Origin of the sequence: Enterococcus sp. C65 (genome assembly GCF_040887165.1) — a bacterium.
Taxonomy (GTDB): Bacteria; Bacillota; Bacilli; order Lactobacillales; family Enterococcaceae; genus Enterococcus_B; species Enterococcus_B hirae.
This window is the reverse complement of record NZ_JBFOFG010000001.1, coordinates 470,249-485,423: the sequence shown is the minus strand read 5'-3', so window position 1 is coordinate 485,423 and position 15,175 is coordinate 470,249. Positions and strand designations below refer to the sequence as shown.

The 15,175-nt window shown below is 33.8% G+C and carries 9 protein-coding genes and 1 pseudogene; 8 read left to right on the top strand and 2 right to left on the bottom strand.

The window, feature by feature from the left end; translation table 11 throughout:
* Positions 1–319, top strand: a 319-nt coding sequence (locus AB3I12_RS02085) for a hypothetical protein (RefSeq protein WP_368015476.1), incomplete at its 5' end; no start/stop codon positions are given.
* Between the two features lie 386 nt (positions 320–705).
* On the opposite strand, the pseudogene AB3I12_RS02080 reads toward AB3I12_RS02085, so the two are convergent.
* Positions 706–1,256 (bottom strand): annotated as a pseudogene (locus tag AB3I12_RS02080) (transposase); the annotation flags it as partial.
* 618 nt (positions 1,257–1,874) lie between these two features.
* Here AB3I12_RS02080 and AB3I12_RS02075 point away from each other — a divergent pair.
* Complete coding sequence (locus AB3I12_RS02075; protein WP_063627052.1) at positions 1,875–2,519, top strand: hypothetical protein; 645 nt, start codon at positions 1,875–1,877, stop codon at positions 2,517–2,519.
* A 192-nt stretch (positions 2,520–2,711) separates the two neighbouring features.
* Here the strand turns inward: AB3I12_RS02075 and AB3I12_RS02070 are convergent, their stop codons facing one another.
* The gene (locus AB3I12_RS02070; protein ID WP_063627053.1) at positions 2,712–3,263 is read right to left on the bottom strand and encodes a DUF6580 family putative transport protein; all 552 of its coding nucleotides are present in this window, start codon (positions 3,261–3,263) and stop codon (positions 2,712–2,714) included.
* Positions 3,264–3,406: 143 nt separating this feature from the next.
* On the opposite strand from AB3I12_RS02070, the gene AB3I12_RS02065 reads away from it, so the two are divergent.
* The 6 genes from AB3I12_RS02065 (at position 3,407) to AB3I12_RS02040 (ending at position 14,984) form a co-directional block, all read left to right on the top strand.
* Positions 3,407–5,905: a vitamin B12-dependent ribonucleotide reductase gene (locus AB3I12_RS02065; protein WP_063627054.1), complete on the top strand. Its 2,499-nt coding sequence runs from the start codon at positions 3,407–3,409 to the stop codon at positions 5,903–5,905.
* A 22-nt stretch (positions 5,906–5,927) separates the two neighbouring features.
* Positions 5,928–6,491, top strand: coding sequence for a cob(I)yrinic acid a,c-diamide adenosyltransferase (locus AB3I12_RS02060; RefSeq protein WP_063627055.1), 564 nt, complete (start codon positions 5,928–5,930; stop codon positions 6,489–6,491).
* Between the two features lie 120 nt (positions 6,492–6,611).
* Positions 6,612–7,001: a DUF4430 domain-containing protein gene (locus tag AB3I12_RS02055; RefSeq protein WP_063627056.1), complete on the top strand. Its 390-nt coding sequence runs from the start codon at positions 6,612–6,614 to the stop codon at positions 6,999–7,001.
* Between the two features lie 476 nt (positions 7,002–7,477).
* Positions 7,478–7,957 (top strand): hypothetical protein, encoded by a 480-nt coding sequence (locus tag AB3I12_RS02050; protein ID WP_063627057.1) that lies wholly within the window; start codon positions 7,478–7,480, stop codon positions 7,955–7,957.
* 125 nt (positions 7,958–8,082) lie between these two features.
* Positions 8,083–10,305: a hypothetical protein gene (locus tag AB3I12_RS02045; protein ID WP_196763514.1), complete on the top strand. Its 2,223-nt coding sequence runs from the start codon at positions 8,083–8,085 to the stop codon at positions 10,303–10,305.
* Positions 10,306–10,859: 554 nt separating this feature from the next.
* Entirely contained in the window at positions 10,860–14,984 is a 4,125-nt protein-coding gene (locus tag AB3I12_RS02040; RefSeq protein ID WP_063627059.1) for a hypothetical protein, read from the top strand.
* Positions 14,985–15,175: the final 191 nt, after the last annotated feature.

Genomic DNA, 15,175 nt, shown 5'->3' with positions numbered 1-15,175 from the left:
GGAAACGCTATCTATGATGGCCGAATTTATTGTTAACAGTAGCCTTGATAAACTCTCTCAACGCAATTTAGTTGAGGAGATTTTGATTACTAAAGAAGATAAAAATAACCTTATCAAAATAATGAAAGATAAAACAGCGTTGCTGAACAGGGCGCACGGAACTTCACAAGAACCAGCTAAAACAAACCTAAACTCAACAAATCAAGTTTCATTGAGTGGAAGACTAAATAATTCAGATTTAAAACCAAAAACTCTACTAAACCAAAATGTACAACAAAATGATCATTTACCTAAAAAGTCAGATGAATTTAGTCGATGAACAATAATTGCTGGCTCTTTGTCAAATGATGTTGGTAAAGAGAAATCTTAGAATAATTTGGACGAGATTGGGCCAATAATACTTTTCAAAAAGAAAATCAGGCTGATTTTTCTTATTTTAGACACTTTTTTCTGCATTCTGCTTTGAAATAGCACCAATTATTATTTAAAGGCAACATCCGTTTCTGGAATATATTATTGTTCTACATCTAGTGGTAAAGTTGTTTGATTGATGGTATAATTTTTAAACATAAAAGCATGCTCCTTTTTGATTGGGTTGGGTTACTTTAATCTCACAAGGTTGCGTGCTTTTTGTGTACCTTAAAATCAAAAAAATGGGGCAATAATCAGATTTTTTTTCTGACTATTGTCCCAGTTCAGTTCTTTTTATTTGGTTAAAATAGTTTTACCGTGTCGAATCATGATCCGTCGTTTGAAATTATAAAAATTTCGAAAACAATAAGTATTGTGTTTTAATACTTTAATATGGTTGTTTAAACATTCTAGTGGTCCGTTTGAATAACTGTAGCGGAGGACATTTTGGATCTGTGGCAGAAACTTTCTAAATGTTCGCAAAGTTATCGCATAAGTTTCAGGTAACTGGCTGACTTCTCTGGATAAACAGTCCTCAAATAGTGAATGATCTCTTTTCTTTACTCATAAAGAACATCTTGGTATAACTGATAGCCTTGTCGTAGATCGGCACAAGTAGCTAACAATCGGTCGACAATCTCACTTTCAGTTAAGTAATCTTTGAAACTGGAACACCAAACCCGTTTTTCATAGTTCAACTTTGCTTCTTCTTTTTGTAGGAGTTTCCAATAACGTTTCATTTTTCTACCAAGCCCACGTTGGTATTGAGAAGTACTTTTAAGTCGTGCATTGGTTTCCTTCACTCGGTGGTTTAAAAAAGTTCTTCCTATATGTTGAATAATGTGGACACTCTTCGGGCGTGTATTGAAGAGTACCTTTGTAAATCAAGCAAAATTTCTCTTTATATCTTTCTTTGGTTTAACAATTTACCTCAAAATAGATAGTTAGGTCTAGAATATTTAGGGGATCTTTGATAAGCTGAGTACAAGACATCTTGAATTATCCTATGAATTGGTTCGTCAAATTAATTCTAAAGGATTTCAGGGTGTCTTTTCTATGTTTTTACATCATGAAAAAGATGTTGGTAAATTTCACCAACATCAAAAAATATAGAGCCCAAATTACATAGTATATGAGCTCGGGTCGTTAATCAGAAAAAATTGGATGAACGACCCGATTTTTATAGCTAAATCAAAAATAGGATTAAATAATCAATGAAATATTATGAAAGGAACTGTTATGTATAGGACTACTCAAATACAATTTTTTGATGCATAATTCTTTGAAAATACTATACTTGACCTTGTACTCTCAGAAACTAAAAGTAGTAACCTAGAATTTTAATCAATTAAATGGTATTAAATTACAAAAATTTCTTTTCTCGGAAATAAAAGTTTTTTATGTATTCTTTTTTTCTGATAAATTGATGAAGCAGTATATAAAATTTTAAAGGAGAAGATAATATGCCAAACAAGGAACAGGAAAAGACAAAAACTATTCAACAGGAACCAACTGAATTAAATCCGAGTACAACTAAAGAAAAAGAGAATAGTCCATTCATAAATAAAAGGAGAGCAAAAGAATTGAAGAAGTTTGAGATTAAAGTTAGGAAAAAAGAGAATAAAGCGGTTAAACAAGAGATAAAAACAGTTATGAAGGATGCAGGCAGAACTCAAGATCATTCCCAAATATTTAAGTATCTCACATATGGATTTGAGCATAATCCATTCATAAGTAAAGAGAGAGCAGAAGAAGAATTGAAGAAGTTTAAGGGTAAATATAGAAAAAAAGAGGATAAAGCGGTTGAGCAAGTAATAGCAAAAGTTATGAAGAATAGAGCCATCCCTCGAAGTAGTGTATTGAGGTATCTTAAAAATGAGTTGAAAAAAAGTCCACACATAAGCCGACAGAGAGTAGTAGAAGAAATGGGGAAGTATGAGGGAGGGAATAATGTTAGAAATAGTTCTGAAGTTCCAGTGAACAAAGATAGAAGAGAAGATCTTAAAGAAAAATTAAATAGAGTATCTAAAGAAGAAAACTCATCCCCAAAAGGTGCAGCTGTATCTCAAGACCTACAGCATAAGCAGGATAACCCGTTACATAGATAATAATCAATAAACTCTAAAAATGATTACATAATAAATGAGTGTGGGATATTAATCAGAAAAAATTTGATTAATATCCCACTTTTTATGGCTAAATGAAAACTGGGACAGAAGAATCACTTCTGATTCTATACCCTAAAAAAAAGTTAGACAAAAATGATCAGACGACTGATAAAATAAGGATTCTCACGTCATTTATTTTTTATATCTGTCATCAAGCGTCTTACTGTATAGCGGAAATAGTATTCGTTGGAATACGGGAAAGAGAATCAAATAAAAAAAGAAATTACCTATACCATGGGCGAGATCAAAAGGAAGTCCTTGAAAATAGTAAGCCCAAAAAGAGGGAAGTTGATAGATGAAAGTTTCAATTCGTGAAACAAACAAACCGTAAATTAATCCACAAATAAAGCTCAAAATTGCTTGAATAGTCACATGCTTAGCGACTATAGGTAACTGATTCATCCAATGGAAAAACAAAACAATCCCGCTGAAGGCGAGCATTTGACTGATTGTCCAAGTCCCTAATCCTAAATATAGATTAGTGATGAATAAGCTCAATATGGAGACGATTAAAGCATCTGTTAAAGAACCAAATGCCGCAAGTAGTAAAAAAATTGCTGTCATAGGTTGAATATTTGGTAACCAAGCAAAAAAAATTCTGCCTACGACACAGGCAGCAATTAATAATGACAAATAAGCAAATTTGTGAATCGTAAAGTAAGGTTTTTGTTTAAATGTGTTCATCTTTTGAGGCTGCTCCTTCACTGATAATAGTTCTCATTATATCATAAATTTTTTTTATTACAAGATTGAAAAACACATGATGTGGTGTGATAATAATTAACAGACACTATATATAGTGTTTTTTATGATAAGGTGGCGATGGAATGGGAATTTATTCAAAAAAATATATAGAAAAACTTAATCAGGATATACGGAATTATCCAGAGGTCAAACCTATTGATCCACAAATGAAACTGACATTTGAAGGGATTTCACGCTTGATCATGTTGGATCGATATACTTACAAAGATCCACATAATCAGACGTTAACCATAGGTGATCTAGTCGTCTTGACGGTACATGCGGATCCACAATACCCGGCTCGTGGAATTGGAACGATCATTCAGCACTCTGGAGACGATTTAACGATCGAAGTGGAAGAGGAATTTCGCTCCTCTTTGACTGATCCTGAAGAAATAGCTCGTGGATTCGTTAAAAGAAACAAAAGTGAAGTTGAAAAACCTTTAGAGCTGTATTATGAACAAATTGCTGCTCGAGTTGCTTCCGGAATTAGTCAAGTCGAGGGCGATAGAAAAGCAGAATTTTTTGAAGATTTTTACAAACAATTGACTGAACAAAATTTGATTCCTGCCGGAAGGGTGTTATATGGCGCTGGTACGCAATCAGAAGTCACATACTTTAATTGTTTTGTCATGCCATTTATTCAAGATTCTCGCTCTGGTTTAGCAAAACACCGAGAAGAAGTCATGGAAATCATGAGTCGTGGTGGTGGAGTAGGAACGAATGGCTCAACCTTGAGACCAAAATCAGCTGTCGTACATGGCGTAAATGGAAAATCTTCTGGTGCTGTTTCTTGGCTCAATGATTTAGCTAATCTCACCCATTTAGTCGAGCAAGGAGGAAGTCGCAGAGGGGCGCAAATGATCATGCTCAATGATTGGCACCCAGATATTTTTGAATTTATTATTTCAAAAATCCAGAATCCATTGATCTTGCAACAGTTGATAACTACAAGTAAAAACCCGCTAATCAAACAGTTAGCAAGTGAGAAACTAGCTTTTTCTCCTTTAACTCAAGAAGAAAGGGAGCTATTTGAAGTCTTGCTTAAGGAAGAGGGGCTTTTGCAATTTGCAGAACATACTTTCATCAAAGAGGCTAAGCAAAAATTAAAAATGGGTGGAAGTTATAGTGTCAAAGATCCTGACTTCTTAACAGGGGCGAATATTTCAATCTGTCTGACAAAGGAATTCATGGCAGCTGTCGCACAAGATAAAACCTATGATTTGCGTTTTCCTGCTATTGACGAGTATACAGAAGTAGAAATGGCTGATTATGATCAACATTGGGCTGAAATCGGTGATGTCCGTGAGTGGGAAGCAACAGGACGTAAAGTGAAAGTTTATCAAACAATTCGAGCCAGAGAGCTTTGGGAATTGATCACTTACTGTGCTACTTATTCTGCGGAACCAGGGATCTTTTTTATTGATAACGCCAATGAGATGACTAATGCTGCTGCCTATGGTCAAAAAGTCGTTGCAACAAATCCTTGTGGAGAACAGCCATTGACACCGTATGCGGTATGTAATCTTGCGGCTATCAATTTAGCGAATATGGTAGATGAGCACCAAGAAATCGATTTTCAAAAAGTTGCAGAAGTGGTTAGAACCAGTGTACGTTTCCAAGATAATGTTATTGATGCGACCCCTTATTTTTTTGACAAGAATGAGCAACAAGCAAAAGGGGAGCGTCGTATTGGTTTAGGGGTGATGGGCTTAGCCGACTTATTGATCTATTGCGGCAAAACGTATGGCTCTAAAGAAGGAAATGCGTTAGTCGATCAATTGTTTGAAACGATTGCCGTTACAGCTTATCAAACGTCGATCGAATTGGCAAAAGAAAAAGGAAGTTTTCCTTATTTAGTTGGTAAGAACGAAGAAGAAACACGACAATTACGTGAGCGTTTTATCCATTCTGGGTATATGAAAAAGATGCCAGAACATATTAGACAAGGTGTCTTAACTTATGGAATCCGTAATTCACACTTATTAACCGTTGCACCAACTGGCTCGACAGGTACGATGACTGGTGTTTCCACGGGATTGGAACCTTATTTCTCTTTTTCCTACTTTAGAAGCGGTCGCTTAGGAAAATTCATTGAAGTACACGCTGGAATCGTTGACGAATATCTAGCGAAACATCCAGAGGCAGATGCCTCAGAGTTACCGGAATACTTTGTCTCAGCAATGGAGCTTTCACCAGAAGCTCACGTGGATGTCCAATGTACGATCCAACGATGGGTTGATAGCTCCATTTCCAAAACAGTCAACGCACCTAAGGGATATCGTGTTAAAGAAGTAGCTGATATTTACGAACGACTTTATCAAGGTGGGGCAAAAGGCGGTACGGTATATGTTGACGGGAGCCGAGATTCACAAGTCCTGACTTTATCAGCGGAAGAAAATAGTTTTACCGATGAGCTAGTAACATCAGAGGTACACCCAGATGTTTTGCTAACAGAAGCTTCAAACGACTCAGCAACGAGTGAAGAGCGCTGTCCGATTTGTCATGAAGGTACAATTGAAGAAATCGGAGGTTGCAGTACTTGTACCCATTGTAAAGTACAACTAAAGTGTGGATTATAAGGTTAAAAAGGAGCATGGTACCATGAAAATCTATACTAAAAGTGGTGATGCTGGGATGACTAGTATTATCGGAGGGCAACGGCTAGCTAAGTCAGCTTCTCGTGTTAGAGCTTATGGAAGTGTGGATGAAATCAATTCTTGGGTAGGAACGATCGTTGCAGAATTAGATCCTGATAAATTTGCGCTTTTGATCGAACAATTAATCCAACTTCAACGATTACTATTTGATATCGGAACAGATTTTGCCACACCAACGGAAGTCAAAGAACGGATCGTGACTAAAAAAGATTTGGAGAAAATGGAAGAAATGATTGATTTTTATCAAGAAAAACTACCGGTGATCGACAAATTTATCTTGCCTGGTGGACATCCAGTAGCAGGGCATTTCCATCTTGCCCGAACAGTGACCCGAAGAGCGGAACGTGAAATCACTCAACTGATTTTGGAAGAAACAGAAACGAATCAAATGAGTTATAAACTGATTAATCGGTTATCGGATCTCTTTTTTGTCTTGGCACGTTATGTCAATGTGGTTTATCATATTAAAGAACCATTCTATGAGCGAGCTGGGAAAGTATTCCATTAATTATTTATCAGACCTTACTGTTTGGATTAAAATCTAACTGTCTAAGAATCATATCTATAATGTTTAAAGTGATAACTTAAGTCAATTCTTTTTACAAATTAATAAATAGGAGTGTTTTTTTTGAAGAAATTCATAGTATTATTAGCTGCTTTATCAAGTATGATCGTTATGACTGGTTGTCAATCACCTACCACGACAGAACAATCAAGCGCTCAATCACAAGCCACTACAAAAAAAGTGACCATCACTTTGCAAGAAGAGGGAAAAGAACTATCGGCAAAAAACGTTACTTACCAACCAAATCAGACCTTGTTGGAATTACTAAAAAAACAGTTTTCAGTGAAAGAAGACAATGGTTTTGTGACGGTAATTGATGGGCATGCACAAGACAAAGATAAAGGATTATATTGGACGTTCACAATCAACGGCAAAATGGCGGAAAAAGGAGCAAATGATATTAAATTATCACCTAACGATCAGATAGTGTTCAATTTAGCAACATTCAAGTAAGAGTGTAACAGTTCAAAAATTAACTTGAGCGTGCGATCAAATCTTTCGGATGAACAAGCCTAAAAAGACGAAAATCAGGAGAACTGATTTTCGTCTTTTTATCTAGCTTTAATAAATATTGTGGTAGAAAATAGGCTCCATGTCATTAAGAGTCGATGAATAGTACAAAAACCAGTCAGGGTCATAAATTTCCTCTTTTTAACCAACACATGTAGTTAAGCAAATATTCAGAAAAATAGTTTAAGGAATAGTTATGTACAGAGGTACTTAAATAAAATTCTTCTGTAGCATAATCCTTTAATAACACTAATCTTAGCCAAATATTCTCAGAGATTAAAAACAATAATCTAGATTCTGAATAAATACAATGGTATAAAATGCCAATAATTTCTTTCTGTGGAAATAAAAGTTCGTTATGTACTTTTTTTTCTGATAAATTTATAAAGCGTATATAAAATCTCAAAGGAGAAAACAGCATGCCAAACAAGGAACAGAATATAAATAAAGACAACGAAGAGAAAGTTAGAATACAGCCTCAAGATCAGCATGGTATTTTTAATAGAATAATTAATAAGCTTGAACTTAAAAAAAAGCAACTGAATATAGAAATAAAGAAAAAAAACGGAGAGACAGTAACAGAAACACCTAAAGATCTAGCAAATAGACTAACCAAAAAGTATAAAATTACGAAACAGAAACATACTAATCTAGAAACTTTAGCAACATTGGGTGAAGATCTTTCTGAATATGATCCAGCTTCAATCGAAGGAATCCTCTCCTATCTTAAACTTTCTCCAGCAGAGAAAAAGCTGTTACAACAAAGAACTATTGAAATGAATAGCAAAGATAGAATAATAATAAATAGTCAAAATAGACCCCTGTTTATTAGCTTTCTTAATGAAAAACATAGACTTAAATCAAACACGCCTTTATCAGAAAAAAAAAAGCTGCACTAATTGAAGACCTTGATAAATTCTATCATACTCCTTTGAAACTTAGTACGTATCATAACTTTATTCTCGATCTGGATATAGTAGCTAGAAGGGATGTAGGTAGGCTTATAAATGATCAACTTCCAAAGGTGAATGAATTAATAACGCAGGTAATAGATGATGTTGCTATAGATATTACAAATAAATACCAACTTTTAGAGAACCACACAGTCTCCGAAGAAAAACTAGAGGCAACAGCAAATGAGGTCATGGATTTAAATCTTGATGAGGAAATGAAAAGGGCGGTTATAGCTAAACTTGAACTATCAAAAGAAGATCGAGCCACTCTTCGGAAAATATACAGAAAAAAACAAGACACATTGAAAACACAGGAAAGTAAGACAGATGCTAATTTAAAAGAGATTACAAAAGATGACGATGAAATATTATTTTATCAGCAAGTAGATGATGCAGCTATAGCTATCATAAATAAATATCAGCTATCTATCCCCGAAAATAAACTAAAGGCAATAGCAGATGAGATAATGGATTTAAATCTTAGTGGGGAACAAAAAGAGGAGGTTATTTTCCAACTTGGACTACAAACAGAAGATAGTGCCACTCTTTGGAAAATATACAAAATAAATTTGATGAAAGCAGAACAGTTATTTTATCAGCAAGCAAACAATGCTGCTATTCATGCTACTATAGCTATTATCAATAAATATCAGCTTTCAGAGAACCAATCTGTCCCTGAAGAGAAACTAAAGGCAATAGTAAATGAAATTATGGATTTAAATCTTAGTGAAGAATACAAAAGAGAGGTTGTTTTCGAGCTTAAAATATCAGAAGAAGATCGAGCCACTCTTCAAACAATATATAGAGAAAGACAAGAATTTTTTAAAGCGCAAGAAAGTAGGACAGATGCTAAAATAGATGAGAACACAAAAGGTGAAGATAAAGTATCATTTAATCAGCAAGTAGATGATGCAGTTATAGGCATTATAAATAAATATGAACTATCTATCCACGAAAGGAAACTAAAGGCAATAGCAAAGGAGATTTTTAATTTAAAACTTAGTGAGGAACAGAAAGAAGAGGTTATTATCCGTCTTGGAATACAAAAGGGATATAAAGATACTCTTCTCGAAACATTTAAAGAACTACAGAAATGGCCAACACCAGCCCAAAGTAATACAGAAGTTATAATAAGAGGAGCTAAAGCATTACAGTTATTTAATCAGCTAGTACATGATTCAGTTACTTATATTGAAAATAAATATCAACTTTCAGAAGATCAAGCTACTCACCATAGGAAACTAACGGCAATAGCAAAAGAGATTATAGATTTAAACCTTAGTGATGAACAAAAAAGAGAGGTTATTAATGGTCTTGAAATACCAGAAGCTGATAGAGAAGCTTTTTGGAGAATATACAGAAAACTTGAGGTATTGCCAAAAATAAAAGAAAGTAAGACAGACTCTAGAGTGAATGGGCGGACACAAGATGGGTATAGTGACGATAGGGCACAATTGATTCATAAAAATAAGAAGCAAATTGTCAGAAGAAATTTTGCCGAAGCAGCACCATTTTTTTTTAAGGGAATAAATGATGCTACTATAGCTATTACAAATAAATATCAACTTTCGAATGACCGACCTACCTTCCGAGATAAACTAGAGAAAATGGTAAATGAGATTATAGATTTAAATCTTAGTGAGCAACAAAAAAGGGTGGTTGTTAGAGTACTTGAAATATCAAAAGAGGATAGAGTCGCTCTTAAGACAATGTACAGAGAAAGACAAGACTTGTTAAAAATACAAAAAAATAAGACAGACGATGAAGTGTTCTTTTATCATGGAGTAGATGATGCAACTCTAACTATTATAACCAACTATCAACTTTCAGAGGACCAACCTAATCCCCCAAAAAAACTAGATGCAATAGCAAATGAGATTTTGAATTTAAATCTTAATAAGCAACAGAAAAGAGAGGTCATTTTCGAACTTGAAATACCAGAAATAGATAGAGATAAACTTAATGAATTAATAAATAAAAAAACAACGTTGCTAAACCAGGTAGAAACTTTACAAGAATCAGCTAAAACGATCCTAGGCTCAATATTAAGTCAGGGACTAAATAATCTTGAATCAAAACCCACTACGCCACTACAGACGTCATTAAAATCAAAATTAAGATCTCTACTAAAGAAAAGTGAGGATAATCTAGGATCGGAACCACCGATATCGCTAAAACCAAATGCATCAAAAGGTAATCCTTTAAAAATAGTAAACAGTCTAAGCTCGAAACCACAGACTCCACTAAACCCAACGATTCACTTATCTAAAGGTTTAGATGAATTTAGTCGATGAACCATAATTGCTCAAGCTGAATCATTTTCTGAAAAGGGATTGTTCGGCTCTTGCTGTTTTAGGGATGATTAATATTTTTCATCTCTTCGTCAATAAGTACTGATGAGTGATGCAAAATCAAATCTGGGCAAGAAGGTATCCCATTCTTTCTCAGATTTTTTCTCTCACATTGATTCTTTAATTAACCAAAAAAATTCTATTTTCATGTTGTCGTTGATTTTAATCTGCAGGCTACGGGTTCTTCTGTTTTTATAAAAGAATACTATTTTTTTCAAATCACTACACGTGGTTACGCAAATATTCAGAAAAAAATTATGAAAGGAATAGTTATGTATAAGTGGACTCAAATAAAACTTTATTCATGCATAATCTTTTTGAAAACACTATTCTTGACTAATTATTTTCAGAAATTAAAAATAATATTCTAAAATTTGAACAAATACCATGGTATTAAATTCCAAGAATTTCTTTATTTGGGAATAAAAGTTTTTGATGTCCTTTTTTTTCTGATAAATTTATAAAGCAGTATATAAAAGTGCAAAGGAGAAAACAACATGGAAAAACTAAATAAAAAAAATGGAGAGAAAGTAAGCGTACAGTCCAAAAATCAGCGTGGTATTTTTTATAGACTAAAAGATAGGTTGAAACTAAATAAAAAAAACGGAAAAAAAGTAATTGTACAACCCGAAGATCAGCTTTCACTTGCTTATGAACTAACTAATAAGTATAAACTTGAGAAAAATAAATCTGATGATATGAAAGCACTAGTAGCATTAGGAAAAGATCTTTCTAAATATGCCCCAGCTACAATCGAAGGAATCCTCTTCTATCTTCCATTGACTCCAGAAAAGAAAAACCTGTTTCAACCAAGAAATAGAATAGTACAGCCTGAAGATCAGCAAAGTCATGCTTATAGACTAACCAATAAGTACGAACTAAAAATGGAACGTACTAATCCGGAGAAATTCGCAAAATTAGGTAGAGAACTTTCTAGATATGATCCAGCTACAATCGAAGGAATCCTGTTACATCTTCCACTGATTCCAGAAGAGAAAGACCTGTTACAACCAAGAAATAGAATAGTACAGCCCGAAGATCAGCTTGAACTTGCTGATAGATTAATCGATAAGTATAAACTAAAAAATAAACATACTAATCTGAAAACAATGGCAGCATTAGGAAAAGATCTTTCTAGATATGATCCAGATTCAACCGAAGGAATCCTCTTACATCTTCCATTGATTCCAGAAGAGAAAAAACAGTTACAACCAAGAAATAGAATAGTACAGCCCGAAGATCAGCTTGAACTTGCTTATAGAATAACCAAAAAGTATAAACTAAAACATCAACATACTAATCTAAAAACATTCGTAGCATTAGGAAAAGATCTTTCTAGATATGATCCAGATTCAACCGAAGGAATCCTCTTACATCTTCCGCTGATTCCAGAAGAGAAAGACCTGTTACAACCAAGAAATAGAATAGTAAAACCCGAAGATCGACTTGAACTTGCTGATAGATTAACCGATAAGTATAACCTAAAAATGGAACGTACTGATCCGGTGACATTCGCAAAATTAGATAGAGAACTTTCTAAATATGATTCAGATTCAACCGAAGGAATCCTCTTACATCTTCCGCTGATTCCAGAAGAGAAAAACCTGTTACAACCAAGCAATAGAATAGTAAAACCCGAAAATCAGCCTAATCTTGCTTATAGATTAACCAAAAAGTATAAACTAAAAAATCAACATACTAATGTGAAAACATTAGTAGCATTAGGTAAAGAACTTTCTAAATATGATCCAAATTCAACCGCAGGAATCCTTTTACTTCTTCCATTGAATCCAGAAGAGAAAAAACTGTTACAACCAAGAAATAGAATAGCACAGCCCAAAGAACAGCCTGCTCTTGCTTATGAACTAACTGAAGAGAAAAAGCAATCTACTAATATAGAAACACTAGTAGCATTAGATAAAGATCTTTCTAAAGATGATCCAACTTCAAGCGAAGGAAACATCTCCAATCTTCCATTGAATCCAGAAGAGAAAAACCTGTTACAACCAAGCAATAGAATAGCACAGCCCGAAGATCAGCCTGCTCTTGCTTATGAACTAACTGAAGAGAAAAAGCAATCTACAAATACGGAAACACTAGTAATAGATAAAGATCTTTCTAAAGAGAAAAATCTGCTACAACAAAGAACTATTGAAATGGATAGCGAAGATAGAACCTTTTTTATTGACTATCTTAATGAAAAACATAACCTTAATTCAAACACGCCTTTATCGGAAAAAACAAAAGCTGCACTAATTGAAGACCTTGATAAATTCTATTATCTTCCTTTGAAACCTAGTACGTGTTATAACTTTATTTCCGATCTACATATTATAAATAGAGATGATGTATATGAGCTTCTAGATGATCAAATTCCCAAGGTGAATGAATTAATAACGCAGGTAATAAATAATGCTACTCTAGCTATTACAAGTAAATATCAACTTGTAGAGAACCAATCTGTCCCTAAAGAGAAACTAGAGGCAATAGCAACTGAGATTATGAATTTAAATCTTGGTGAAGAACAGAAAAGGGAGGTTATTGCTAAATTTGAAATCTCAAAAGAAGATCGAGCTACTCTTGAGGAAATATACAGAGAAAAACAAGACTTGTTGCAAACACAAGAAAGTCAGAAAGACGCCGAAATAAAAGCTGCTACTATAGCTATTACAACTAAATATGAACTTTCAGAGGATCAATCTAACTCCCCAGAAAAACTAAATAAAACAGCAAAAAAGATTGCGAATTTAGATCTTACTGATGAACAGAAAAGAGAGGTTATTTTCGAACTTAAAATACCAGAAAAAGATCAAGACACTCTTCTGTCTATATACGAAGAACAAAAGAAAGCTGCTAATATAGCTATTATAAAAAAATACAAACCTAACGCCCAACATGATCTAAAGGAAATAGCAAAACATATTGCGAATGAAAGACGTAATAATGTCAAAAAAAAATCAACAGAATCAGAACAATTATTTCAGCAGAATGTAAATGCTGTTGCTACTACTATTACAAATAATCATCAGCTTTCAGAGGATCGACCTGCAACCTCGAATAAACTACATAGAATAGCAAATGAGGTTGTGAATTTAAACTTTAATATAGAACAGAAACTGGAGCTCATGCGTACGCTTGCCTTGGCAAAAGCAGACAAAGACACTCTTCTGAATATATTCTCAAATAGTGTAATAAATGATAAGATCGTATCCCTATTGGCTGAAGAAATAAAAGTAGATTATCAACTTTCAAAGCATAAAACTATCTCTCCAAAGGATTTACATGAAATAGCAATTATCATTGAGAATAGTTATCTTGATGAAAAGTATATGGATACACTTTCTGATAATCTTGTCATGAGAAGAGAAGATAAAGAAGTACTTCGAGATATAATCAGAGAAAGAGCGAAACAACAAACAGATAAAAAACAAGAAAATGAAGCAGACATTAAAATAAATGGGAAGACTATAGCTGAAGTACTAGATGACAACGCACTTTTGTTATCTCGAGCAATGAACACTGCATTAGAACTTAAAGAGAACAAAAAGGTAGAACCAGAAATACTATCTATGATGGCAGAATTTATTGGTAGCAGAAAACTTAATGAAATAAATAGACGGAATATGCCTTATATGCTTACTCTGATTAAAGAAGATAAAAAAGAGCTTAATGAAATAACAAATGAAAAAACAACATTGCTAAATAAGGAACTCGAAATTTCACAAGAACCAGCTAAAATGAACCTAAGCTCAACATTAAGTCAAGGACTAAATAATTTAGATTCAAAACCAAAGAATACACTACAGACATCACCAAAACCAAATTTAAGAACTTTACTAAATCAAAGTGAGAATACTCCAGGTTTGGAACCAAATACGTCGCCAAAATCAGGGACTTTACCAAAAGCACCAGCCCGAATTAATCTATTAAATGTTGTGGTACAGAATAAGATAGTCTCCCTATTGGCTGAAACAATAAAAGTAAATTATCAACTTTCAGAGAATAAAACTATCTCTCCAAAGGATTTACATGAAATAGCAATTACCATTGAGAATAGTTATCTTGATGAAAAGTATATGGATACACTTTCTGATAATCTTGTCATGAGAATAGAAGAAAAAGAAGCACTTCGGGATATAATCAGAGAAAGAGCGAAACAACAAACAGATAAAAAACAAGAAAATGAAGCAGACATTAAAATAAATGGGAAGACTATAGCTGAAGTAGTGGATGACAACGCGCTTTTGTTATCTCGAGCAATGAACACTGCATTAGCACTTAAAGAGAACCAAAAGGTAGAACCCAAAATGCTATCTACGATGGCGGAATTTATTGGTAGCAGAAAACTTAATGAAATAAATAGACGCAATATACCTTATATGCTTACTCTGACTAAAGAAGATAAAAAAGAGCTTAACGAAATAATCAATGGAAAAACAACTTTGCTAAGTAAGCTTCCCGAACTAGATAGAACAAACCCAAATCCAATAGATCAAGTTCCATTACCATTGAATCAAAGACTAAGTAATCGAGGATCGGAACAAAATACTCTACCAAAACCAAACAAAAATATAAAACAAATGAATTCTTTATCTCAAGGATCAGCTGAAGTTAGTCGATAAACCATAATTGCTCAGAGACTGGGACAAAACTTGTCTCAGTCTCTTCTAGTATCTCTAAAACGAATCGCAATCATTCATGATAAGTGTAGATAAAGAGCAATCTTCATCTGCTAAAAACAACTAACTTAAGATCATTAAGTCAAACTAGTGATTCTTTAGATCGACTGTGTGAGCTATTCAAGCTTTATGGA

Coding starts and splice junctions, on each gene's coding strand:
- AB3I12_RS02070 (WP_063627053.1), bottom strand. CDS start 3,263: ATGAACACATTTAAACAAAAACCTTACTTTACGATTCACAAATTTGCT.
- AB3I12_RS02050 (WP_063627057.1), top strand. CDS start 7,478: ATGCCAAACAAGGAACAGAATATAAATAAAGACAACGAAGAGAAAGTT.
- AB3I12_RS02075 (WP_063627052.1), top strand. CDS start 1,875: ATGCCAAACAAGGAACAGGAAAAGACAAAAACTATTCAACAGGAACCA.
- AB3I12_RS02060 (WP_063627055.1), top strand. CDS start 5,928: ATGAAAATCTATACTAAAAGTGGTGATGCTGGGATGACTAGTATTATC.
- AB3I12_RS02065 (WP_063627054.1), top strand. CDS start 3,407: ATGGGAATTTATTCAAAAAAATATATAGAAAAACTTAATCAGGATATA.
- AB3I12_RS02040 (WP_063627059.1), top strand. CDS start 10,860: ATGGAAAAACTAAATAAAAAAAATGGAGAGAAAGTAAGCGTACAGTCC.